The 23133-nt window shown below is 71.9% G+C and carries 24 protein-coding genes; 13 read left to right on the forward strand and 11 right to left on the reverse strand.

Annotated elements, in window-relative coordinates; genetic code table 11:
* Positions 1-16: 16 nt before the first annotated feature.
* From RM446_RS02735 to RM446_RS02760, 6 genes are all read right to left on the reverse strand, one after another.
* Entirely contained in the window at positions 17-907 is an 891-nt protein-coding gene (locus RM446_RS02735) for a TIGR01777 family oxidoreductase (RefSeq protein WP_311543454.1), read from the reverse strand.
* Positions 908-1222: 315 nt separating this feature from the next.
* A complete protein-coding gene (gene sucB / locus RM446_RS02740; protein WP_311543611.1) occupies positions 1223-2665 on the reverse strand; it encodes a 2-oxoglutarate dehydrogenase, E2 component, dihydrolipoamide succinyltransferase in 1443 nt (480 codons plus the stop codon).
* A gap of 93 nt (positions 2666-2758) precedes the next feature.
* Positions 2759-4135 (reverse strand): dihydrolipoyl dehydrogenase, encoded by a 1377-nt coding sequence (gene lpdA / locus RM446_RS02745; RefSeq protein ID WP_311543455.1) that lies wholly within the window; start codon positions 4133-4135, stop codon positions 2759-2761.
* Positions 4136-4272: 137 nt separating this feature from the next.
* The gene (locus RM446_RS02750) at positions 4273-5775 is read right to left on the reverse strand and encodes a leucyl aminopeptidase (protein ID WP_311543456.1); all 1503 of its coding nucleotides are present in this window, start codon (positions 5773-5775) and stop codon (positions 4273-4275) included.
* 439 nt (positions 5776-6214) lie between these two features.
* On the reverse strand, positions 6215-7078 hold the full coding sequence (locus tag RM446_RS02755) for an adenosylcobinamide-GDP ribazoletransferase (RefSeq protein WP_398694309.1): 864 nt from the start codon (positions 7076-7078) through the stop codon (positions 6215-6217).
* A gap of 169 nt (positions 7079-7247) precedes the next feature.
* Positions 7248-8291 carry a bifunctional adenosylcobinamide kinase/adenosylcobinamide-phosphate guanylyltransferase gene (locus RM446_RS02760; protein ID WP_398694375.1) on the reverse strand — a complete coding sequence of 348 codons (1044 nt, stop codon included), beginning with the start codon at positions 8289-8291 and terminating at the stop codon, positions 7248-7250.
* A gap of 282 nt (positions 8292-8573) precedes the next feature.
* On the opposite strand from RM446_RS02760, the gene RM446_RS02765 reads away from it, so the two are divergent.
* Positions 8574-8780 carry a hypothetical protein gene (locus RM446_RS02765; RefSeq protein ID WP_311543457.1) on the forward strand — a complete coding sequence of 69 codons (207 nt, stop codon included), beginning with the start codon at positions 8574-8576 and terminating at the stop codon, positions 8778-8780.
* A gap of 160 nt (positions 8781-8940) precedes the next feature.
* Here RM446_RS02765 and RM446_RS02770 read toward each other — a convergent pair whose 3' ends face one another.
* Positions 8941-9939 carry an aldo/keto reductase family protein gene (locus RM446_RS02770; protein WP_311543458.1) on the reverse strand — a complete coding sequence of 333 codons (999 nt, stop codon included), beginning with the start codon at positions 9937-9939 and terminating at the stop codon, positions 8941-8943.
* Positions 9940-10009: 70 nt separating this feature from the next.
* Positions 10010-10489 (reverse strand): DUF3043 domain-containing protein, encoded by a 480-nt coding sequence (locus tag RM446_RS02775; RefSeq protein WP_311543459.1) that lies wholly within the window; start codon positions 10487-10489, stop codon positions 10010-10012.
* Between the two features lie 268 nt (positions 10490-10757).
* Between RM446_RS02775 and RM446_RS02780 the strand changes: the two genes are divergently transcribed.
* The 4 genes from RM446_RS02780 to pspAB all read left to right on the forward strand — a co-directional run bounded on the left by RM446_RS02780 (position 10758) and on the right by pspAB (position 13787).
* A complete protein-coding gene (locus tag RM446_RS02780; protein ID WP_311543460.1) occupies positions 10758-11612 on the forward strand; it encodes a PspA/IM30 family protein in 855 nt (284 codons plus the stop codon).
* Positions 11609-11893, forward strand: coding sequence for a PspA-associated protein PspAA (gene pspAA, locus RM446_RS02785; protein WP_311543461.1), 285 nt, complete (start codon positions 11609-11611; stop codon positions 11891-11893). Before RM446_RS02780 ends, pspAA begins: the two co-directional genes overlap by 4 nt.
* 297 nt (positions 11894-12190) lie before the next feature.
* Complete coding sequence (gene htpX / locus RM446_RS02790) at positions 12191-13111, forward strand: zinc metalloprotease HtpX (protein ID WP_311543462.1); 921 nt, start codon at positions 12191-12193, stop codon at positions 13109-13111.
* Between the two features lie 85 nt (positions 13112-13196).
* Positions 13197-13787 carry a PspA-associated protein PspAB gene (pspAB, locus tag RM446_RS02795; protein ID WP_311543463.1) on the forward strand — a complete coding sequence of 197 codons (591 nt, stop codon included), beginning with the start codon at positions 13197-13199 and terminating at the stop codon, positions 13785-13787.
* 110 nt (positions 13788-13897) lie between these two features.
* Here pspAB and RM446_RS02800 read toward each other — a convergent pair whose 3' ends face one another.
* Complete coding sequence (locus tag RM446_RS02800) at positions 13898-14164, reverse strand: hypothetical protein (protein WP_311543464.1); 267 nt, start codon at positions 14162-14164, stop codon at positions 13898-13900.
* A 97-nt stretch (positions 14165-14261) separates the two neighbouring features.
* Here RM446_RS02800 and RM446_RS02805 point away from each other — a divergent pair, with 97 nt between their 5' ends.
* From RM446_RS02805 to RM446_RS02825, 5 genes are all read left to right on the forward strand, one after another.
* Positions 14262-15041 carry a helix-turn-helix domain-containing protein gene (locus tag RM446_RS02805; RefSeq protein ID WP_311543465.1) on the forward strand — a complete coding sequence of 260 codons (780 nt, stop codon included), beginning with the start codon at positions 14262-14264 and terminating at the stop codon, positions 15039-15041.
* Positions 15041-15220 carry a DUF397 domain-containing protein gene (locus tag RM446_RS02810; RefSeq protein WP_311543614.1) on the forward strand — a complete coding sequence of 60 codons (180 nt, stop codon included), beginning with the start codon at positions 15041-15043 and terminating at the stop codon, positions 15218-15220. The genes RM446_RS02805 and RM446_RS02810 overlap by 1 nt, the downstream gene beginning before the upstream one ends.
* A gap of 128 nt (positions 15221-15348) precedes the next feature.
* Positions 15349-16494 (forward strand): glycerate kinase family protein, encoded by a 1146-nt coding sequence (locus RM446_RS02815; protein ID WP_311543466.1) that lies wholly within the window; start codon positions 15349-15351, stop codon positions 16492-16494.
* 239 nt (positions 16495-16733) lie between these two features.
* Entirely contained in the window at positions 16734-17084 is a 351-nt protein-coding gene (locus RM446_RS02820) for a HesB/IscA family protein (RefSeq protein ID WP_311543467.1), read from the forward strand.
* Positions 17085-17542: 458 nt separating this feature from the next.
* Positions 17543-18517 (forward strand): carbohydrate kinase family protein, encoded by a 975-nt coding sequence (locus tag RM446_RS02825; protein ID WP_311543468.1) that lies wholly within the window; start codon positions 17543-17545, stop codon positions 18515-18517.
* 167 nt (positions 18518-18684) lie between these two features.
* On the opposite strand, the gene RM446_RS02830 is transcribed toward RM446_RS02825, so the two are convergent.
* Positions 18685-19038 (reverse strand): hypothetical protein, encoded by a 354-nt coding sequence (locus RM446_RS02830; protein WP_311543469.1) that lies wholly within the window; start codon positions 19036-19038, stop codon positions 18685-18687.
* Between the two features lie 75 nt (positions 19039-19113).
* Here RM446_RS02830 and rpsD point away from each other — a divergent pair, with 75 nt between their 5' ends.
* Entirely contained in the window at positions 19114-19725 is a 612-nt protein-coding gene (gene rpsD, locus RM446_RS02835) for a 30S ribosomal protein S4 (RefSeq protein WP_311543470.1), read from the forward strand.
* A 90-nt stretch (positions 19726-19815) separates the two neighbouring features.
* Here rpsD and RM446_RS02840 read toward each other — a convergent pair whose 3' ends face one another.
* The gene (locus RM446_RS02840; protein ID WP_311543471.1) at positions 19816-20052 is read right to left on the reverse strand and encodes a sulfurtransferase TusA family protein; all 237 of its coding nucleotides are present in this window, start codon (positions 20050-20052) and stop codon (positions 19816-19818) included.
* A gap of 393 nt (positions 20053-20445) precedes the next feature.
* Here RM446_RS02840 and ctaC point away from each other — a divergent pair, with 393 nt between their 5' ends.
* Both ctaC and ctaD read left to right on the forward strand, forming a co-directional pair.
* On the forward strand, positions 20446-21453 hold the full coding sequence (gene ctaC, locus RM446_RS02845) for an aa3-type cytochrome oxidase subunit II (RefSeq protein ID WP_449657168.1): 1008 nt from the start codon (positions 20446-20448) through the stop codon (positions 21451-21453).
* On the forward strand, positions 21453-23126 hold the full coding sequence (gene ctaD, locus RM446_RS02850; RefSeq protein ID WP_311543473.1) for an aa3-type cytochrome oxidase subunit I: 1674 nt from the start codon (positions 21453-21455) through the stop codon (positions 23124-23126). Before ctaC ends, ctaD begins: the two co-directional genes overlap by 1 nt.
* The last annotated feature ends 7 nt before the right edge of the window (positions 23127-23133 follow it).

Genomic DNA, 23133 nt, shown 5'->3' on the forward strand with positions numbered 1-23133 from the left:
ATGCCCCGGCCAGGGCTCAGGCGATGTCGGATAGGGCACCGGCCAGCCCGGGGCGGCGGAAGGAATACCCCTCGGCCGACAGGCGTTCGGGCACCGCCCGCTGGCTCACGAGGGCCGCCTCGTCGGCGAAGCCGCCCAACGCAGCGCGCATCGCGAAGCCCGGAACGGCGAGCAGGGCGGGCCTGCGCACGGCGCGCGCCACGTAGCGCGTGTAGGAGGCGTTGGTGACCGGCTCGGGCGCGACCAGGTTCACCGGGCCGGTGATGTCGGGCCGCTCGATCAGGAACCGCAGCGCACCCACCTCGTCGACCAGCGCGATCCACGAGATGTACTGCCGCCCGCTGCCCAGCCGCGCGCCCAGGCCCAGCCGGAACAGCGGCAGCAGCGTGCCCAGCAGGCCGCCCGAGCGCGCGAGGACGACGCCCGTGCGAGCGTGGGCGACGGACAGGCCCGCCTCCGCGGCCGGGGCGGTGGCGGCCTCCCAGTCGGCGACCAGCTCGGCGAGGAACCCGCGGCCGCGCGGGCCGTCCTCGCCGGTGCGCACGGCGCCGGTGTCGCCGTAGAAGCCCACGGCCGAGCCCGAGACCAGGCGCGGCGGGGGCCGGTCCATGCCGGCCAGCGCGACCGCCAGCGTTCGGGTGGCCTGAGTTCGGCTCTTGCGCAGCATCCGCTTGTAGCGGCGCGTCCAGCGCGCCGGGCCGAGCGGGGCCCCGGCCAGGTGCACGACCGCGTCGGCGCCGGCGAGGCGGCCGGTGTCGACGTAGCCGCTTTCGGGGCGCCACTCCGCTTCGCCGGAGTTCTGGGCGGGGCGCCGGACCATGCGGAGCACCTCGTGGCCGTCGCCGGTCAGGGAGTCGGACAGTGCGGAGCCGATGAGCCCCGAAGCCCCGGTGATCGCTACGCGCATAACCGCCAAGCTACCCGCTGTTCCGCCCGGGGCGCCCAGCGGCCGGTGCGGCCGGGGACCGGTTCGGGCCGGACGCCGCGAGCCCGGAGCCCGTGGCCGGTTTCCGCCAACGCCGACGCGACAACCACGGGTGGAATACCGTAGTGTTAGCACCGCGGAACTCAACGTAACCGTCGGGTTCCGCGGCGCAGACCTTTGGTGATGGGGATCACCAGGGGGATGGTGAATGGTGGGGTAAAAGCGGGGCGGTACCCGATCCGGATACCGCCCCGTCCGCTTGTGCGCGGCGCCCGCTCGCGCGAGCGCCGCCGGAGCCTAGGCCAGGCCGACCTCGGACTCGAACGCGCCTTCCTCGATGCGCTCGCGGATGTCCTGCAGGAACCGTGCGGCGTCGGCACTGTCGATCAGCCGGTGGTCGTGGGTCAGGGCCACGTACATCATCGACCGCACCGCGATGACCTCGCCGAGCTCGGGGTCGTCGACCACCACCGGGCGCTTGACCACCGCGCCGGTGCTGAGGATGCCGACCTGCGGCTGGTTGATGATCGGGGTGTTGAACAGGGCGCCCACCTCGCCGGTGTCGGCCAGCGTGAACGTGCCGCCGCTCAGCTCGTCGGGGCTGAGGCTGCCGGTGTGCGCGCGCTCGCTGAGGTCGGCGATCTTGCGGGCGATCCCGCCCAGATTGAGGTCGCCGGCGTCCTTGATCACCGGCACCAGCAGCCCGGGCTCGGTGTCGACCGAGATCCCCAGGTTCTCGATGCTGTGGTAGGTGACCTCGTAGCTGCTGCTGTCGATGACCGCGTTGAGCTTGGGGTGGGCCTTGAGCGACTCGACCGCGGCCAGTGCGATGAAGGGGAAGAAACCGAGCTCCACGCCCTCGCGCTGCTCGAACTCCGCGGCGGCGCGCTCCCGCAGGCGGGCGACGGTGGTGACGTCGACCTCGATCACCTGGGTGACCTCGGCCGAGATCCGAAGCGACTCGGCCATCTGGTCGGCGATGGTCTGGCGCAGCCGCGACATGGTCTCGGTCGTGCCGCGCAGCCTGGTGTCGGCGACCACGGGGCGGCGGGTGCGCGCGGGCGCCTGCGGTGCGGTTCCGCCGGCGGGGGCCTCGCGGCGCTTGCGGGCCGCGTCCTGGACGTCCTGCTTGCGGATGCGGCCGCCGACGCCGGTGCCCTGCACCGTGGAGAGGTCGACGCCCTCCTCGGTCGCGAGCTTGCGCACCAGCGGCGTCACGTAGGCCTCGGTGACGGCGTCGGTGCCCGCGGAGCGGCCGCTCCCGCTGACCGTCTCCACGTCGACCGGCGGGGTGACGTCCTCGCGGCTGGGACGCTGCGCGGCCGGTTCCGGGGCGCGGCGCACGGGCTCCGGGGCGGCCTGCGGCTTCGCCTCCGGCTCGGGCTGCGCAGCCGGCTGGGGAGCGGGCTCCGGCTCGGGCTCCGGCTGGGGTGCGGGCTCCGGAGCCGCCTCGGCGGCCTGCGGCTCGGGCGAGGGGGCGGACTCCTCGGCCGCGGGGGCGGACTCGCCGCCGGCCTCGTCCTCACCGCCGATGATCGCGATCTCCGCGCCGATCTCCACGGTCTCGTCCTCGGCGACGAGCACCTTGGTCAGCACCCCCGCCGCGGGGGACGGGATCTCCGTGTCGACCTTGTCGGTCGAGACCTCCAGGAGGGGCTCGTCGACCTCGACCCGGTCTCCCTCCTGCTTCAGCCACTGCGTGACTGTGCCCTCGGTGACGCTTTCGCCCAGCTCGGGCATTGAAACGGAAGTCGGCATGGTTCCTCTTAAATGGACGTGCGGAACGCGGGGAAGAAAAAGGCGGGGCGAGCCCCAGCCCGCCCCGCGGTCGCCTCATTCGTGGACGTGCAGCGGCTTTCCGGCGAGTGCCAGATGCGCTTCGCCCAGCGCCTCCGACTGCGTCGGGTGGGGATGGACCAGCTGGGCCACCTCCGAGGGCAGGGCCTCCCAGTTGTAGATGAGCTGGCCTTCGGCGGTCAGCTCACCCACGCGGGAGCCGATCATGTGGACGCCCAGCACGGGGCCGTCCTTCTGGGCGATGACCTTGACCGAGCCCTGCGTCTGCAGGATCTGGCTCTTGCCGTTGCCGCCGAGGTTGTAGTCCAGCTCGACGGTCTCGTACCCCTTCTCCTTGGCCTTGGCGGAGGTCAGGCCCACCGAGGCGACCTCGGGCTCGGAGTAGGTGATGCGGGGCACGCCGTCGTAGTCGATGGCCGGCGGGTTCAGCCCGGCGATCTGCTCGGCGACGTAGATGCCCTCGGCGAAGCCGACGTGGGCCAGCTGCAGGGTGGGAATGAGGTCGCCCACCGCGTAGATGTTGCCCACGCCGGTGTGCAGGTTCTCGTCGACCGCGACGAAGCCCCGCTCCATCCGGACGCCGTTGTCCTCGTAGCCCAGGCCCTCCGAGACCGGCCCGCGGCCGATGGCCACCAGCAGGACGTCGGCCTCCAGGGACTTGCCGCCCTTCAGGGAGACGCTGACCCCGGAGTCGGTGGTCTTGACGCTCTCGAACGGGGTGCCCAGCTCGTACTTGATACCGCGCTTGCGGAACGCGCGCTCCAGCTGCTTGGAGGTGGACTCGTCCTCCAGCGGCAGCAGGTGCGGCAGCGCCTCGACGATGGTGACCTCGGCGCCGTAGGAGCGGTAGACGCTGGCGAACTCGACGCCGATGACGCCGCCGCCCAGCACGACCACCGACGCGGGGACGCTCTGCATCTCCAGCGCCTGCTCGCTGGTGATGACCTTCTCGCCGTCGATGTCCAGCCCCAGCGTCTTGGGCGCGGAACCGGTGGCCAGCAGGATGTTGGCGCCCTTGTAGACGGCGCCGCCGACGGTGACCTCGTCCGGACCGGTGAGCCGGCCCTCGCCCTCGACCACGGTGATGCCGTGCGACTTGATCAGGCCGGTCAGGCCGCGGTACATGCGGTTGACGACCTTGTCCTTGTAGGCGTTGACGCCCGGCATGTCGATGCCCTGGAAGTCGGCCTTGACGCCGAACGTCTCGCTGTCCCGCGCCGCGTCGGCGACCTCGGCCGAGTGCAGCAGCGCCTTCGTGGGGATGCAGCCGACGTGCAGGCAGGTGCCCCCGAGCTTGTTCTTCTCGATCAGGGCGACCTTCATGCCCAGCTCGGAGGCGCGGATGGCGGCGGCGTAGCCACCGCTGCCGGCTCCCAGGATCACCAGGTCGAAGGTGCCGCCGTTCTCACTCACGGGAAGGACACTCCTTGATGTGGATGTGAATGTTCGTCTGGTTCGGACGAGTCCGCGCGGCGGGCGGTCCGGGTCGGCTACCCGGATGCCGCCGCAGTGCGCGTTCTGTCTGCGGTCGCCGTGGTCGGGCTCCCGCGTCAGGTCCGGCGTGCGGAGCGGTTCTCCGCGATCCGCACCAGGGTCCGGGTGGCGGCGCCGGTGCCGCCCTTCGGCGTGTAGCCGAAGGGGCCGCCCTGGTTGAAGGCGGGACCGGCGATGTCCAGGTGTGCCCAGGCGGTGCCGTCGGCGACGAACTCCTTGAGGAAGACGCCCGCGCTGAGCATGCCGCCCCAGCGCTCGCCGGCGACGTTGGCGATGTCGGCCACGGAGGAGTCGAGTCCCTGGCGCAGCTCCGCCGGAAGCGGCATGGGCCAGGACTGCTCGCCGGCCTCGGCGGCGGCGGCCACGACGTCCTCGCGCACGCCGTCGTCGTTGGCCATGACGCCGAACACGCGGGTGCCCAGCGCGACCAGCTGGGCGCCGGTCAGGGTGGCCACGTCCACGATCAGGTCGGGCGAGTCCTCGTGCGCGCGCACCAGCGCGTCGGCCATCACCAGGCGGCCCTCGGCGTCGGTGTTGAGGACTTCGACGGTCTTGCCGCCGTAGATCGTCAGCACGTCGGAGGGCCGCTGGGCGCTGCCGCCGGGCATGTTCTCGGCGATGGCGAGGTAGGCCACCGCGTTGACGGCCGGGGCCAGTTGCGCGATGGCGCGCATGGCGCCCAGGACCGCCGCGGCGCCTCCCATGTCGGACTTCATCCAGTCCATTGCGGAGGCCGGCTTCAGCGAGAGGCCGCCGGAGTCGAAGGTGATGCCCTTGCCGACGAAGGCCACGGTGGCGCTCGCCTCGGGGTGGGTGTACTCCAAGCGGACCAGGCGCGGCGGATTGGCCGAGCCCTGGCCGACGCCGATCAGGCCGCCGTAGCCGCCTTCGGTCAGCGCCTGCTCGTCGAGGACTTCGACGGCCAGGCCGTTCTCGCGCGCCACTTGGGCGGCGATGTCCGCCAGGTCCTCGGGCACGAGGTCGGCGGGGGAGGTGTTCACCAGGTCGCGGCTGAGGCTGACGGCTCCGGCGAGGGTGCTCGCGCGCTCGGCGGCCTCCTGCGCGCCGGCGGCGGTGCTGGCGACCAGCAGCTGCGCGACGGGGGTGCGGGTGTCCTCGCCGGTGCGGTACCGGGTGAAGGAGTAGTCGCCGAGCAGGGCGCCCAGCGCGGCCGAGTGCACCAGCTCGGGGGTGTCGGCGGGAAGGGCCAGGGCGATCCGGGTGTGGTTGGCGCCGCGCGACCGCAGCGCGGCTCCGGCGGCGCGGGCGACGCCGTCGGGGTCGGGCGCGCCGCCCGGCGGCGGGGCGCCGAGGCCGACGGCGATCACCACCGGTGCGGTCAGCGTGCCCTGTGTGGGGACGCTGTGCACCTCCTCGGCGGTGCCGGTCGCTCCGAGTAGCGACAGCGTCTTGGCCAGGCCGCCGGGGAAGGCGGCGTCGACGCTGTCGGCGCCGGCCGCGGGCTGGGGTCCGTCGTCCGACGGATGGTAACCGACCACCACCGCGTCGACGTCGAGCGAACCGGGGGATTCCGTAATTACTGACAACGACGTGCTCACGTCCCCGATGCTAGCCCTTGTGACGTGCCGCCGGGCACCGCGCCCGCGGCGTGGCCGCGCGCTGCGGAGAACGCCCGAAGCCGCGGCGGTCCCGGTGGCCGCGTGCGGCACCGGCAGCGGGAGGTGCATGCCCGGGCGGCCTTCGGGGCCGGTCCCGGCCGCGGGACCCGCGAAGCGAGAGCAGCGCCGTCCGCCCCGCTCACGCGGGCGGCGTCGGGATGCGGGCGCGGCGGCGGGTTCGGGGGCCGGTTCGGCCCGCGGCGTGGCGGAGGCGCAGGTCGCGCCGGGCGGGCGCCGTCGGCGCCGCCCCGGCCGCGGGCGGCACCGCGGCAGCTGTGAAGAAATGTGAGGATGCCAACACCCACTACCGGCCGGTACGCCCGGGGCGGGGAGCCGGCCGGGGAGCCGGCCGGGGCGGTCGGGCTCCGGCGCCGCGGGCTCATGCGGCGGCACCGGCCGTGACCAGCAGCGCGGCAGTCGTCGCAGTCTCGGACAGCGCACCGAGGGTGTCGCCGGTTATGCCGCCGGTGCGGCGCAGCGCGCGGGCGAGCAGCAGCGCCGCGGCGGCCAGGCCCGCGGCGGCGGCGAGGGCGCAGGACAGCGCGAACGCCCCGCCGTGCGCGAGGCCCGCCAGCGCTGACACCGACAGGACGGCGCCGGTGGCCGCGCCCGCCCCCCAATAGGGGACGGTGCCCGCCACGAAAGCGCCGAGTCCCTCGGGGCGGGCCGAGGGCACGCGCGGTGTGCACGCCCAGGTGATCGCCAGCCGGCCGGTCGCCGAAGCGGCCACCAGCGCGGCGGCCGCGGCGGCGGGGGAGGAGTCGGCGATCGCTCCCAGCGCCGCCGTCTGGAGCAGCAGCACCAGAACCAGCGTGATCACGCCGAAGGGCCCGATGTCCGAGCGCCGCATGATCTCCAGGGCCCCCTCAGCCGGCCGTCCGCTGCCGAGCCCGTCGGCGAGATCGGCCAGGCCGTCCAGGTGCAGCCCGCGGGTCAGCAGGGCGAGCGCGCCCACCGCCAGGACCGCGGACAGGAAACCGGGCAGACCGGCCAGCACGGAGGCGGCCAGTACGACCGCGGCGGCGGCCCCCAGCGCCGCGCCCACCAGCGGCGCGAGGCCCATCGCCCAGCCCGCCGCGGCGCGGTCCACCCGCGGCGCCGCGACCGGTACCGCCGTCAGCGTCCCGCCCGCCATGCGCAGCCCGTCCAGGCAGTCCCGCAAGGGGCCGCCGCGGGAGCGGCCCCCGGCGGGGCGCCCGGGGCCCGGTCCGCCGGCGGAGTCCGCGCTGTCGGCTGGTGGCATCGCGTCTCCTCTCCTTCTTCGTCGCTCGTTTCGCCGGGTGTCGCCGGTTGCCGGAATCCCGGCCGGTGGCGGGACATCGCACCCGGATCGGTGACCGAAAGCTTGCGTGGCCGTGTACGCTCTCGACGCGTGTCAGCGGGGTCTGCCGCCGGCCTCCGCGTCGGTCGAGCTAGCGCAGCTCGACGACGCGCCCCGCCGCAGCGAGCACGACCTCCTCCGACTCCGCCGCCAGGAGCTGGTTGACCCGGCCCAGCCAGTCGCGGAACAGCCCGCCGCTCGCCGTCGCCGGCACCACGCCCGAGCCCACCTCGTTGGTCACCGCGACCAGGTAGGCGGGGCAGCGGCGCCATGCTTCCACCAGCGCGTCGACGCGTGCGGCGAGTTCGTCCTCGGCGCCCGGGGGCGGCAGCTCCTGCCACAGCCCGCAGGACTCCATCGCGCCGGCCAGCCAGGTGCCCACGCAGTCGAACAGCACGGCCCCCCGGGCGTCGCGCAGTACGGCGGGCGCGTCCGCGCACTCCTGGGTCTGCCACCACGAGGGCCGTCGCGCCCGGTGCAGCGCTACGCGGCGCGCCCACGCCCGGTCCCCCTCGTCGCCTTCGTCCTGCCCGGCGCCGGTCGGCCGGGGTCCCGTGGCCAGGTAGGTGACCTCGGGCTCGCCCAGAAGGCGCGTCTCGGCCTCGGCCGACTTCCCCGACCGGGCACCCCCGGTGACCAGCACCCGGTGCGGCCCGTGGGCGCGCTCAGGCGGCCAGGCCGACGGCGGGCACCACAGCTCCTGGCCGTCGAACGGTGCCGAAGCGCCCCACAGGCGTGCGCGGCGGTCGAACTCTGCGGGCGAGTGCACGCGGTGGTCGCCGCCCACCGCGAGGACCGCCGTGGTCGTGGCCACGACCCCCGCCCGCCGGAGCGCGCCGATGGCGGCGGGAGACTCCCCGACGTCCACGATCGCCACGTCGACCTGGTGGGCGGGGATGCCGGGCGCGGAGGCGGCCTCGGCCGTCCAGCCCCCGGTGTCCTGCGGGCCGGGGCGCGGCGGTGCGGGAGCGTCGGGCGGCGCTGCAGGGCTGGCAAGCAGCAGGCGCTCGCCGCCGGGGCCCTCGACGCGCGTGCCGTAAGGCGTGAGCTCGACCGCGTATCCGGACGGGGGAGCCGAGACCGGGCCCGCACCGGGTTCGCGCAGTGTCAGCGCGTCGTCGACGGTGACTCGCAGGGGGACGCGGCGGTTCTCCGCGGCGCGGTTGCACGAGGCGCAGCGGCAGTGGGGTGCAGGCCACCCTTCGGGGCCGGAAGTACCGGAAAGTCGGATTCGCACGTTGGCCAGTCAATTGCATCGGGGGCGGGGACGGCGGGGCGAGCCTCGGCGCGGCGGGGCGCACTGCCGCGCTGCGCGCAGGGAGCGGTCGCGCTCCGCGGGCACAGCCTATGCTCGGAAGCGTCTCCGGCGCCGGTACGGGCGCCGGCAGCGCGAGTCGGACGTGAGAAAGGGCGGCCTATGGCCTGGACCTGGCGCTACGAGACCGAGTACGGCAAGAACCTGGAGGACGGCGCCCTGCCGAGCGAGCTGTTCTCCTCGCGCGGCGACGCCGAGAGCTGGCTGGGCGAGACCTGGCGCGACCTGGTCGAGGGGGGCGCCTCGCGGGTCACGCTGCTGGAGGACGAGCACCCGGTGTACACGATGAGCCTGGACGACCCCGCCTGAGCAGGCGGCCACCGCCAGACGCCGGCACACCACCGCCGATCTTGTAGCCATCGCAAATGGCAATCGATTTCCTTCACGACAGCTACAAGATCGACGGGATTCGGCGGCCGGGTCCCTCCGGTCCGCGCCCGTCGGCCCGGACCGGAGGGGGCCGGCTCGGTCAGGGGCGCTGGGGCGGGCTGACCGTGAGGGCGGGGTCGCGCTGGACGGCGTCGCCGAGGGCCTCGTCGATGCGGGCCATCAGGCCCTCGTCGAGCCGCACGCCCGCGGCCGCGACGTTGTCGCCCACCTGCTCGGGCCGCGAAGCGCCGATGATCGCCGCCGAGACGTTGTCGTTCTGCAGCACCCAGGCCACCGCCAGCTGGGCCATGGTCAGCCCGGCCTCCTCCGCGAGGGGCACCAGGCGCTGGACGCGTTCCAGCACATCGTCCTTCAGCACCCGGCTGATGAAGCGCCCCCCGGTCTCGTCGGTCGCGCGCGAGCCGGCCGGCGCCTCCTGGCCCGGCTTGTACTTGCCGGTGAGCACGCCCTGGGCGATGGGGGAGAACACGATCTGCCCGACACCGCCGCGCCGGCTGGCCGGAACGACCTCGGGCTCGATGACCCGGTGCAGCATGCTGTACTGCGGCTGGTTGGAGACGATCCGGTCCAGTCCCATCTCGTTGGCGAGAGCGAGCGCCCGCTCGATCTCCTCGGCCCGCCACTCCGAGACCCCGATGTAGCAGACCTTGCCCTGGCGCACCAGGTCGTCGAAGGCCCGCAGGGTCTCCTCCAGCGGGGTCTCGTAGTCGAAGCGGTGCGCCTGGTAGAGGTCCAGGTAGTCGGTGCCCAGCCGGCGGAGCGAGTCCTCGCAGCTGCGCACGATGTGCTTGCGCGACAGGCCGCGATCGTTCTTGCCCGGGCCCGTGGGCCAATAGACCTTCGAGAGGATCTCCAGGCCGTCGCGGCGCTCGCCCTTCAGCGCCCGGCCCAGGACCTCTTCGGCGCGCCCCTGCGCGTAGACGTCGGCGGTGTCGAAGGTCGTGACGCCCTCGTCCAGCGCCGCGCGCACGCACGCGGTGGCCGCTTCCTCCTCGATCTGGGAACCGTGGGTGATCCAGTTCCCGTAGGCGATCTCGCTGATGACCAGACCGCTGTTGCCAAGATGCCGGAATTCCATGCCGAGCACCTTACGCCGGTGCGGCGGCGCGGTCCGTCGGAAGGGTGGGCGCGCCGGTGGCCGCGGCCGGTCAGCGCCTGGGGGCGGGAACGGGCTCGCCGGGCTTGACCCGGGGCTTGGGCAGGCGCAGCCGCCGCACCTGGAGCTGGCGCACCGCCGCGTACCAGCCGGCGCCGCGCACCGAGCCGTCGTCGGGGAACAGTTCGCGCGCCTGGCGCTTGACGCGGTTGGCGACGAAGATGCCCTCGACGACGATCGTGACCATCATGGCCGGCCACACCACGTAGGTCACCACGACCTGGAACTCGGGAAGCGGCAGGAACAGCAGCACGATGATGGCGAGCGAGAAGTACAGGAAGAACTCGCTGATGCTGCGCCGGGAGTCGACGACGTCGCGCGCGTAGGCGCGCACCGGGCCGAGGTCCTGCGGGCGGTAGTGGCGCTCCTCGCCGGGCGGTGCACCCTTCGCGCGCTTGACGCGGGGGACGTCGCGCGCTTGGCGCTGGCGCCAGGCGCGGTAGGCCTCCTTGCGGGTCTGGGGGGCGTTCACCGGCCGGTGCAGCGCGGGTGCGGATTCGCGGCGCTTAGGCGTTGGCGCGCCCTTCTTGGGGGTATATCCCTTAGGTTGGGTGGCCTCAGCAGTGGCAGGGCCGGACGCGGCCGGATCTTCGGATGCGGGAACGGAGCGACGTCGGAACACGTCTACCAGGGTAGCCGGTCCGAGCTTCATGGCGACCCTCCGCCCGAGAGCGTAGGGTTGGATGCAGCGCCCGCCGGGAACAGCCGATACACGGACCGAGAAGGGGACGGCCACGCCGATGAGCGTGTTTCAGCGACTTTCCATGATCTTCAAGTCCAAGGCCAACCGGGCTATGGACTCCGTCGAGGACCCGCGCGAAACCCTCGACTACTCCTACCAGAAGCAGCTCGAACTGCTGCAGAAGGTCCGGCGCGGCGTGGCAGACGTCGCGACCTCCCGCAAGCGGGTCGAGCTGCAGGTGCAGCAGCTGGAGCAGCAGTCGGGAAAGCTTGAGACGCAGAGCCGCAAGGCGCTGGAGCAGAGCCGCGAGGACCTCGCGCGCGAAGCTCTGACCCGCCGGTCCGGCCTGCAGTCCCAGATCGACGGCCTCCGCCAGCAGCACGAGCAGCTGCAGGGCGAGGAGCAGAAGCTCACTCTCGCCGCCCAGCGCCTGCAGGCCAAGGTCGACTCCTTCCGCACCCGCAAGGAGACCATCAAGGCCACCTACACCGCGGCCCAGGCCCAGACCCAGATCAGCGAGGCGTTCTCGGGCATCTCCGAGGAGATGGGCGACGTCGGCATGGCGGTGCAGCGCGCCGAGGACAAGACCGCCGAGATGCAGGCCCGCGCCGGCGCGGTCGACGAGCTCCTCGAATCGGGCGCTCTCGACGACGTCAGCGGCTCCTCCCAGGACGACATCCAGTCCGAGCTCGACCGGATGGCCAGCTCCAGCGGTGTCGAACTGGAACTGGAGCGGATGAAGCAGGAGATCAGCGGCGGGGCCGCCCCCGCGCCCCAGATCGAGGAGGGCGGCACCGCCTCCTCGGGCGGCACGGGCGCCGCGGGAGGCAGCACGGCCAACGGCGCCGGCACCAACGGCAGCAGCGCCAACGGCGGGCAGACCCAGCCCTACCGCCAGGGGGAGGGAGCATGATCGTCCGGATCATGGGTGAGGGGCAGCTCGACCTCACCGACGCCGACAAGGACCTGCTCAACCGCTTCGACCGCACCCTTGAGGAGGCGCTCGAATCCGACAGCGAGGACACCTTCCGCCAGGCCCTGCACGACCTGCTGGAGCGGGTCCGCGAGGACGGCAAGCCGCTTCCGCCGGACTCCCTGGAGCCGTCGCAGCTCATTCTTCCCCACGCGGACGCCAGCATGGAGGAGGTCCGCGCCATGCTCGGTGACGAAGGACTCATCCCCGACGTGTCCTGACTCCGGGAGCGCCGTTCCCGGCACGCCTCCCGGTCGGCTGCCCGCGATGGCCGCCGCGCCCCGCGCGGCGGCCATCGGCGTTCTCCGGGCCGCGCCCGCGGGTCCCCGACGGCTCCCCGCACCGGGGCCGCCCCGCCCGGCGCGCCCGCTGCGGCACCCGCGGACACGCCACCGCCGCTGACTAGACTGCAGGTGTCCGGTCGGATGAGCAGGGCCGTCGATCCGCGGCGCGCCTCCGGCCGGCGGACCCGGCCGCCGCCGGGACCGAACCGTGCAAGCGGACCGAGGAGCGCCGCCGTGGCTGGTTCGAAGTTCACACCCGACCGCGGGCTGACCGCCCGCATGGTCACCACCATGTCCCTGCTGGGCATCCTCTACGTGGCGTTCGTCATCGCGCTGTACCTGGTGGGCATGCCGCTGTGGCTGCTCGTACTGGTGGTGCTCGGCTTCGCCGCCTTCCAGTACTTCGCCTCCGACAAGATCGCCGTGTTCTCCATGGGCGCCCGCGAGGTGTCCCCGGCCGAGGCCCCCGAGCTGCACGCCGTCGTCGACCGGCTGTGCGCGATGGCCGACATGCCCAAGCCCAAGGTCGCGATCGCGCGTACCGACGTCCCCAACGCCTTCGCGACCGGCCACAACGCGAAGAACGCGGTCGTCTGCGCGACGACCGGCATCATGCGCCGCCTGGACACCGCCGAGCTGGAGGCCGTCCTCGCGCACGAGCTGAGCCACGTCGCCCACCGCGACGTGATGGTCATGACCATCGCCGGCTTCCTGGGCATCATCGCCGGGTTCCTCACGCAGATGGGCCTGCGCTTCGCCCTGTTCAGCGGGGGCGCCCGCAGCAGCAACAACGGGCCCGCGCCGGCGGTCGTCGCCCTGCTGGTGGTGCTGGTCAGCGCCGTCGTGTGGGTCTTGAGCTTCCTGCTGACACGGGTCCTCTCGCGCTACCGCGAGCTCTCCGCCGACCGCGCCGCCGCCTACCTGACCGGACGCCCCTCGTCCCTGGGCAGTGCACTGACCAAGATCAACGGGGACATGGCGCGCATTCCCACCAACGACCTGCGACGGGCCGAGCCGTTCAACGCCTTCTTCTTCACCCCCGCGGTCTCCAAGAAGGGGTTCAGCCTCAGCCAGCTCTTCTCCACCCACCCGCCGATCGAGCAGCGCCTGTCCCAGCTCTCCGACATCTCCCGGCAGTTGGGGACCGGAGCCTGAGCGCGCGGCGCCGCGCGCCCGCATCCGGGTAGCGGGCACGGCAGGAGCACCGCATCCACAGCCGAACACGGGGAGGACCTTCACCATGAGTTTCCTGCGCGCCCTACTGGGCCGTTCCAAACCCGCTGAACCCGACCTCGACGCCCTGTTCGGTCTGCCCTCGGCCGCCATCACGCTGCAGGCGACCGCCGGACTGCGGCCCACCGGCACCGGCTCGGTCGCCTTCCGCCCCGCAGAGGGGCAGGCCTTCAGCGAGCTGCAGCAGAGCGTCACCGACCTCCTCAACACCGACACCGGTCCCCGCGTCGAGGCCACGGCCGACGAGTACGGCTACACCTGGCTGGTGATGGAGGCGCCCGCCCAGCCCGCCGATCCCTCGACCGGCGGCATCAGCGGGCTGGTCACCGACATCCACGCCGTGAACTCCTCGCTGGAGGCCCACGGGTACGGCCCCTCCCTGCTGTGCTCACTGGTGGCCTTCGCCGACGAGGCCGATCGCCGGGTGGCGCTGGTCTACCTGTACAAGCGGGGCACCTTCTACCCGTTCGCGCCCTTGCCCGGCCAGCGTCGCGACAACGCCCTGGAACTGCAGGTGGAGGCGGCCGTGGGCGACGACCTCGTCGTCGAGCGGGACAAGGCCCGCTGGTTCCCCGTCTACGGAGCCCCCGGCCTGTAGCCCGCCGCCGGCCGGCCGGGAGGAGGGCCCACGGTCGGAAGCGGGCGGACCGGGGTGGCGGCGCCGCACGTACGGGCGCACCCGCGCCGGGCGGAGCCGCGGAGCGGCGCTCACGTGCGCGCCCGCCGCTTGTGAGCGAACACGGCGGCCGGGTCGGCGTCGGCGACCACCAGGTCGACCACCTTCGCCGCCCCCATGTGGTCCAGCACCGCGATGTGCCGCGTCGCGCCGGTCGACGTGGGGAAGGACGCCAGATTGTCCGTGGCGGTCACCGTGGTCCCGGCGATCGAGACGCTGTAGCCGCGACAGCGCTTGAGCGCTATACCGCGTTTCCGTGCTTCGGTTGTGAGTTGGTCAATGATTTCAAGCTCTCCCATGGGGAAACGGTCCACCTGATCGGCGCCGTTTCATAGTGAGAGGAATGTTCCCGCACGGGGATGGTTCAAGTTGCACATCGGTGCATAGGATCAGCGCGTGAATGAAACGGGATTCGGCGCGAACCTCGCAAAACTACGTGAACTTTCCGGGCTCACACAGCGGCAGCTGGCCACGCGGATCGGCGGCTCCGCTTCCTCGCTGTCCCGATGGGAATCGGGGACCATCACCCCCAAGCGCGCCGACGTCGAACGGTTGGACGAAACCCTGAGCGCCGGCGGGCGCCTGGTGAGAACGTGGGAAACCGAGGCCTCGGGCTCTCAGCTGCCCCCGTGGATGCGCGCAGTCGGCTCGCTTGAGGACAGGGCGCTGTCCATCGACACCTTCACCCTGTCGACGGTCCCGGGGCTCGTGCAGAGCTATGCGTTCGCCCGTGAGGTCTTTCGCGCGGGGCGACCGACGGCAAGCGCCCAAGAGCTGGACAAACTCGCACGCGCACGCGTGGAGCGGTACGAACGGCTGACGCGCACCAGCGACCCGTTCGTCACGGCGGTCTTCCCCGAGTTCGCGCTGGGCTGGGCTCCCGAACACGTTCGGATCGAGCAGGCCAAGGCGCTGCTGGAGCTCGCTCAGCGAGAACGGACGTCCATCCACATCGTGCCGAACGGGACGCTACTGCTGTCGGTGACCTCGGCGGTTCACGTCTACCGGTTGGGTGACGGCGCCGTGGTCGCCGCAAGCGACCACGGCAACGGCAACCTCGTGTACGACACCGCGTCGCACGCTGCGAGGATTGACGGGTTCATCCGGGACGCCCTGACCCGCGCTCTCCCGGAAACGCACACTGTGACGTTGCTCGAAGGGATGTTGGCCCAGTGATGTGGTCTGCAGACGGGTTCCACAAGTCGTCGTATTCGGACAGCGGAAGTCACTGCGTCGAGGCCCGGGAGACTGTGGAATCCGTCGACGTGCGCGACACTCAGAACCGCGATTGCGGTCACCTTTCATTTCCCGTAGCGGAATGGCGGGCGTTCCTCGCGGACGTCGACGGACTCTGAATCCCCAGACTACATTTCCGGTGACCGCCGTCTGAGCGGCGGCGGGTGTCCGCACCGCCGCCGTCCGCCCGTCCGCAACCGGGCGGCCCGGGCGGCGGTCGCGATGAGGCGCACGGCACACTGGTGGGGTGCGCATCGTCATAGCCCCAGACAAGTTCGCCGGCACCCTCAGTGCCGTCGAGGCCGCCGAAGCCGTCGCCGAGGGGTGGCGCTCGGCCGACCCGGGCGTGCAGACCCGGCTGCTGCCGCTGTCCGACGGCGGCCCCGGGTTCGTCGAGGTCCTGCACAAGGCCCTCGGAGGCACACTGCACGAGGCCCGGGTCACCGGTCCGCTCGGCGATCCCGTTCCCGCCCGCTACCTGATGTCGGGTGCCACGGCCTACATCGAGAGCGCTCAGGCCTGCGGTCTGCACCTGGTCCCCGAGGACCGGCGCGACCCCGGCCGCACCACCAGCCGCGGCGTGGGCGAGCTGATCGCCCGCGCGGTCGCCGACGGCGCGCGAAGCGTGGTCGTCGGGCTGGGCGGCAGCTCCACCAACGACGGCGGCGCCGGCATGCTCGCGGCGCTGGGCGCCGAACCCGCCGAAGCGCTCAGCGGCGGCGGCACCGCGCTGGCGCGGCTTCCGGGCGCCGTCGGCCTCGACGCCGCGCGCGAGGCGGTGCGCGGGATCTCGCTCGTCGCCGCCACCGACGTCGACAACCCGCTGCTGGGCCTGCACGGCGCCAGCGCCGTCTTCGGCCCGCAGAAGGGCGCCGACGACGACCGGGTGCAGCGCCTCGACGCCGCGCTGGCCGCCTTCGCCGAGGCCACCGACCCCGGCGGGCTGCGCGACGCCCCCGGCGCGGGCGCCGCCGGCGGCCTGGGCTACGGCATGCTGCTCGTCGGCGGCACCGTGGAGTCCGGGATCGCCCGCGTGCTGGGCGCGGTCGGCCTGGCCGAGGACGTCTCCGCCGCCGATCTCGTCATCACCGGCGAGGGCTCCTTCGACACCCAGTCGCTGCGCGGCAAGCTCCCCCACGGCGTCGCGCGCGCGGCCGCCGACCAGGGTGTGCCCTGCGTGGTTCTGGCCGGAGCGGTGGGCGTGGGCCGCCAGGAGGCCGCGGCCGCCGGCATCGCCGAGACGTACTCGCTGGTGGAGTCGGCGGGTTCGACCGCTGCCGCCATGAGCCGTTCCGCCGAGGAGCTGCGCAAGCTCGCCGCGGATGTCGCCCGGCGCTGGTCGGGTGCGCGCACCGGGGCGGCGGGCGGCGCCGGCGGATCCTCGGTCGAGTAGGCCCGGCGGGGCCGCGCTGCGGGCCGTCCGGCGCGTCCCCGCACGTCCGGGTCCCCCCGCGGCAGTCCCCAGCGCAGATCGCGCATATGGCGGCGGCCGGTATGAGCGCCTAGTCTGGACGGCAGCAGCATTGCGCGTCCCCGCCACGGGCAGGAATGCACCAGCGGCCGCGGGCGTTGACCAGTTCGGGTCGACCAGTGCCAGTGGCGGCCGCCACGCTTTTACGGAGGAGCTAGCAGATGACGGTTCAGAGCGAGGCCCCCGCGCAGGGCATCATCCTGACGGAGACGGCGTCGAGCAAGGTCAAGAACCTCCTGGAGCAGGAGGGGCGCGACGACCTGCGGCTTCGTGTCGCTGTGCAGCCGGGAGGCTGCTCGGGGCTCCGCTACCAGCTGTTCTTCGACGAGCGCGAGCTCGACGGCGATGTCGTGCGCGACTTCTCCGGCGTCGAGGTCGTCACGGACCGGATGAGCGCCCCCTACCTCATGGGCGCCACCATCGACTTCGTCGACACCATCGAGAAGCAGGGCTTCACGATCGACAACCCGAACGCCTCGGGTTCCTGCGCCTGCGGCGACTCCTTCAACTGAGGCGACCGCCTCCGACCGCCGGCGCACCGATCACGGGCGGCGGCGCGGTGGGGGCGTCGCCCGCAGACCAGACGAGGGTCCGCGCGCCCCGCCGGGGCGCGCGGACCCTCGTCGTTTCGCCAGGGCGCCGAATCCGCCGCCGAACCCGCTGCGGCGGTGCGCCCGCACCGAACGGCGGTTCCGCCGCGCTGCGGCGTGAATTCGCCTCCCCGTTTTTCGCAGGGCGGAACGGAAAGCGCGTGGCGGAACAATCCGGATTCCGTTTTCCGGCAGTGACGGCTGCGGCGCGGAATTCGCGGCGCAGGTGCACACCGCTCTTCCGCAGACCGGAAACGGACCGGATGCCTCGCCTCTGACCTGCGGTGGAGCGGTATGATCGCAGGCGCCTTCAGCGGGTGAATCCGGCATCGGTAGGCTTGAGGACCGTCCATTCTCCCCAACCCAAGGAGCCCTCTGCAGTGCGCATCGCGGTTACAGGATCGATTGCCTCCGACCATCTGATGACCTTCGAGGGACGGTTCTCCGAACAACTCATCGCCGATCAGCTTGAGCAGGTCTCGCTGTCGTTCCTGGTGGACGAGCTCGAGGTGCGGCGCGGCGGCTGCGCCCCCAACATCAGCTTCGCCATGGGGGTGCTGGGCCTGGGCCCCGTCCTCGTCGGCGCCGCGGGGGCCGACTTCGACGAGTACCGCTCCTGGCTGGAGCGCCACGGGGTGGACACGTCCGGCGTGCACATCTCCGAGCTGCGCCACACGGCGCGCTTCGTCTGCACCACGGACAAGGACCACAACCAGATCGCGTCGTTCTACCCCGGCGCGATGGCCGAAGCGAAGAACATCGAGCTGAAGCCGCTCTCCGACTCCGCCGGCGGCTTCGACCTCGTACTGGTCAGCGCCAACGACCCCGGCGCCATGACCCGCCACAGCCAGGAGTGCCGGGAACGCGGCCTCGCGTTCGCCGCCGACCCCTCGCAGCAGCTGGCCTTCATGGACGGCCCGCAGGTGCGCGAGCTGATCGAGGGCGCCGACTACCTGTTCACCAACGAGTACGAGAAGGCGCTCTGCGAGCAGAAGACCGGCTGGAGCGAGGACGAGATCCTCGGCAAGGTCCAGACCCGCGTGACCACGCTGGGCGCCAAGGGCGTCCGCATCGACCGCCGCGGTGAGCCGCCGATCCAGGTCGGCCCCGCCGCGGTCTCCGACAAGGTCGACCCCACCGGTGTGGGCGACGCCTTCCGCGCCGGCTTCCTCGCGGGCCTGTCCTGGGGCCTGTCCCTGGAGCTTTCCGCCCAGGTCGGCAACGCCATCGCGGTGCACTGCCTGGCGGTCAACGGCCCGCAGGAGTATGAGCTGACCGCGGCGAGCCTGCTCGACAAGATCACCGAGTCCTACGGCGAGGAGAGCGCGCGCGAGATCAAGCCGCACCTGGCCTGAGGCCGTGCTGCCGTACCCGCCGCCGACGCCGCGCAGCGGCTCCTCGGCGGGTGCACCGGGCCTTCCCGGCGGCGGATCGCGGGCGTCTCGGCCCGCTCGCGGTCCCCCGGGAAGGCACCGTTGATCTTGTAGCTATCGTCACTGGAAATCGTTCTACTTCACGATAGCTACAAGATCAACGGGGGTTGGAGGGCCGCCGAGCGGCGCTCGCGGGCGGGGACCTCCTCCAGGCTGCCCTGGCACCACAGCCGAGCGCGTACAGTAGAGGTGCGACCCACGCGCCGAAGCGCGGACAGATCGACACCGGCCTCCGGGCCGCGGGCTGTCCGCCGCTCCTCCCGCACCGCCTCGTGCAGCGGGTGGCGCGCCGCGACCCACAGCAGGACGCGGCCGGCGTGATCGACCGCCCCGCGCACGCTGAAACGCGTGTCGGGATTGTCTGCCAACGTCGCCGCGGTGGGGGTCGCCGTGGCGGCAAGGGAGCGGATCCGTTCGGTCTCGGACGGGCTGGGCTGTCGCATGACACCTCCTAGACTTAGGCAAGCCTTACCTAGGACTCCCATCTTTCGCAAGTGACTCATAGACGGAGGACGTGAATGCGCTACACCGGACCTAAGGTGCGGTTGTCCCGGCGCGCGGGTACCCCGCTGACCCGTAAGGCGGTCAGCTACTTCGAGAAGCGGCCCTACCCCCCGGGTGAGCACGGCCGCCGAGTTCGGCGCTCCACCAGCGACTACGCGGTGCGCCAAGCGGAGAAGCAGAAGCTGCGCTGGTACTACGACCTTTCCGAGAAGCAGTTGGCCCGTGCCTACGAGACGGCCAAGAAGCGGCCCGGGCGTACCGGTGAGGAGCTGATCGCCGAGCTGGAGACGCGGCTCGTGTCGGTCGTGCTCCGCTCCGGGCTCGCGCCGTCGGTCTACGCGGCGCGCCAGTACATCAACCACGGACACATCACCGTGGACGGCAAGAAGGTCGACATCCCGTCGTACCAGGTCAAGGCCGGGCAGGTCATCAGTGTGCGGGAGAAGTCCCGCCAGATGGTGCCCTTCGTCGAGGCCGCCGAGGGCGTGCACGCCGACGACAAGACCGCCGGCTACCTCGCGGTCAGCCACAAGGACCTGCGCGTGGCGGTCGTCGACCGCCCCAAGCGCGAGCAGGTTCCGGTGCCCTTCGACGAGCAGCTCGTCGTGGAGTACTACGCGCGCTAGCCCCAGCGCTTCGCGTGCCTGATGCGGGCCGGGGACGTCCGAACGACCGCACGCGCCCGCCGCGGTCCGCGCCCGGCGCGTCCCGCGGGCTCAGTACATGCGCCGGATGTGGAACGCGCTGCCCCGGGGCAGCGGCACCTCGCCGACGAACTCCTGCATCTTCATCCGGCACCAGGACGGGATGTCGGTGCGCGCCGCCGGGTCGTCGGCCGTGACGGCGATGACCGAGCCGATCGGGACCTCCCGGATCCGCCCGGCGAGCATGATGATGGGGATCGGGCACTTGCGCCCGACCGCCTCGACGGTCACCAACGGCTCCTCCGCCAACGGACCTCCTCTGATGGTGGCTCGTACTCCATTCTTTACCCGACTCGGGCACTAAACGGCACCCGGTTAAGAGGCCGGTAAATCCAGCGGTACTCTCGCCTTAGCCCGCTACCGACGGCCGGAACCGGATACCCCGGGCACTCCGGCGGCCGAGGTCGGCGGGCCGGGTGAACACACCGACTCCCCGGAGCGCCCGAATCCCTGTGCCACCGGGCGGTGGGGCGGGGCGGGCGCGTGTGGTCGCGCCCCCCGCGCGGACACGCTGCCAACACGCTGGTCAGGCATGCCCCTGATCGGGGGCCCGGGTGGATCGCGCTAGTGTTTCCCCCGAAAAGCTTTGGAATACGACCGCCCGCGCAACGTCCGCGGGCATCACCGCTGGGAAGGCAATCCGTGAGTCCGACCCGCCATAGGAATCGGCGCCCCGCGCTGCGCCGATGGGCACCGCGTGGCGCCGCGCTTGCCGCGCTGGGCCTGGCTGCGACCGGCTGCGCGTCGAACGAGTTCACTCGTTTGGGTGTGCCGGAGCCGATCACCGAACAGGGCCAGCGCGTCCTCACGCTCTGGCAGGGTTCATGGGTGGCGGCGTTCGCGGTCGGCATTCTCGTGTGGGGTTTGATCGTCTGGTCGGTCATCTTCCACCGCAAGCGCTCCGAGCAGCTCCCGCCGCAGGTGCGCTACAACATGCCCATCGAGGCCCTCTACACCGTCCTGCCGATCGTGATCATCGCGGTGCTCTTCTACTTCACCGCGCGCGATCAGACAGCGCTGCTCTCCACCGAGGAGGAGGCCGACACCGACGTCGAGGTCGTCGCCTTCCAGTGGAGCTGGCAGTTCAACTACCAGGACCAGTCCAAGGCCGAGGCCGAGGAGCAGGGCAGCGAGCCGCAGACGCGCTTCTCCGTCGCCGGCACCCCCGAGAACAAGCCCACCCTGGTCCTGCGCGAGGGCGACGTGGTCCACTTCGACCTCACCTCGCCCGACGTCATCCACTCCTTCTGGATCCCGGCCTTCACGTTCAAGATGGACGTCATCCCGCACCAGGACAACGAGTTCCAGGTCAAGGTCAAGGAAGGCACCGCCGGAACCTACGCCGGCCGCTGCGCCGAGCTCTGCGGCGTCGACCACTCCCGGATGCTCTTCACCCTCAAGGTGATGGAGCCCGAGGACTACGACGCCTGGGTCGAGAAGCAGGAGGCCAAGGCCCAAGAGGAGCAGCAGGAGACGGCCGAGCAGCTGGAGTCGGGCGCGGAGGACCCCGGAACCGGGATCGATCTCCCCGGCCCCGAGGGCGAGGGCCCCGAGGAGGAGGTCGCCGAAGAGGACACCCCGGCCGACGAGGAGACCCCGGCCGACGAGGCGAACGCGCCCGTCGCGGCCGGCGAGGAGGCAGGCCGCTGATGGCGACCGTGACGCAGACCCCCGAGGCGGCAGCGCCCGCGACCACGCGCAAGGGGTCGATCCTGGTCAGCTGGATGACCTCGACCGACCACAAGATCATCGGGTACATGTACCTGATCACGTCGTTCGGATTCTTCCTCTTCGGCGGCATCCTGGCGCTGCTGATGCGCGCCGAGCTGCTGTGGCCGGGCATGCAGGTGGTCACCCACGAGGGCTTCAACCAGCTGTTCACCATGCACGGCACGATCATGCTGCTGATGTTCGCGACCCCGCTGTTCGTGGGGTTCACCAACGTCATCATGCCGCTGCAGATCGGCGCTCCGGACGTGGCGTTCCCGCGCATGAACCTGTTCGGGTACTACCTCTTCCTGTTCGGCAGCCTGATCGCCGTCGGCGGCTTCCTCACCCCGGGCGGCGCCGCCAGCTTCGGCTGGTTCGCCTACACGCCGCTGTCGGACGCGGTGCGCTCACCCGGACTCGGCGGCGACCTGTGGATCATGGGCCTGGCCGTCAGCGGTCTGGGCACTATCCTCAGCGCCGTCAACTTCATCACCACCGGGCTGTGCATGCGCGCCCCCGGTATGACGATGTTCCGCATGCCGATCTTCACCTGGAACGGCTTGCTGACCAGCGTGCTCGTGCTGATCGCCTTCCCGGTCCTGACGGCCGCGCTGGTGGCGCTGGGTGCCGACCGCATGGTCGGGACCCACGTCTACGAGGCGGAGCACGGCGGAGCGATCCTCTGGCAGCACCTGTTCTGGTTCTTCGGCCATCCGGAGGTCTACATCATCGCGCTGCCGTTCTTCGGCATCGCGACCGAGGTGCTCGCGGTGTTCAGCCGCAAGCCGATCTTCGGCTACAAGAGCCTGGTGGCGGCCACCATCGCCATCACCGGCCTGTCGGTGACGGTGTGGGCCCACCACATGTTCCCCACCGGCGCGGTGCTGCTGCCGTTCTTCTCGTTCATGTCGTTCCTCATCGCGGTGCCCACCGGCGTGAAGTTCTTCAACTGGATCGGCACGATGTGGCGCGGCCAGCTGGTCTTCGCGACGCCGATGCTCTTCACCGTCGGCTTCCTGGTGACGTTCCTGTTCGGCGGTCTCACCGGCGTTCTGCTGGCCTCGCCGCCCATCGACTTCCACGTCACCGACTCCTACTTCGTGGTGGCCCACTTCCACTACGTCGTCTTCGGCACCGTGGTGTTCGCGATGTTCGCGGGCTTCTACTTCTGGTGGCCCAAGTTCACCGGGAAGATGCTCAACGAGCCCCTGGGCAAGATCCACTTCTGGCTGCTGTTCTTCGGGTTCCACGGGACCTTCCTGGTGCAGCACTGGCTGGGCGCCGAGGGCTTTCCCCGCCGCTACGCCGACTACCTGCCCTCGGACGGGTTCACCGGTCTCAACATCGTCTCCTCGGTCAGCTCGTTCGTGCTGGGCGCCTCCACGCTGGTGTTCTTCTGGAACGTGTGGGTCACCCACCGCAACGCCGTCAAGGTCGAGGTCGACGACCCCTGGGAGTACGGCTGCTCGCTCGAGTGGGCCACCTCCTGCCCGCCGCCGCGGCACAACTTCACGTCGCTGCCGCGCATCCGCTCCGAGCGCCCGGCGTTCGACCTGCACCACCCGCACGCCGCCGCGCCCGGTGCGGCGCCCGAACCCGCAACCGCGAAGTAGGGGAGCG

The organism is Streptomonospora wellingtoniae (assembly GCF_031845375.1).
Taxonomy (GTDB): domain Bacteria; phylum Actinomycetota; class Actinomycetes; order Streptosporangiales; family Streptosporangiaceae; genus Streptomonospora; species Streptomonospora wellingtoniae.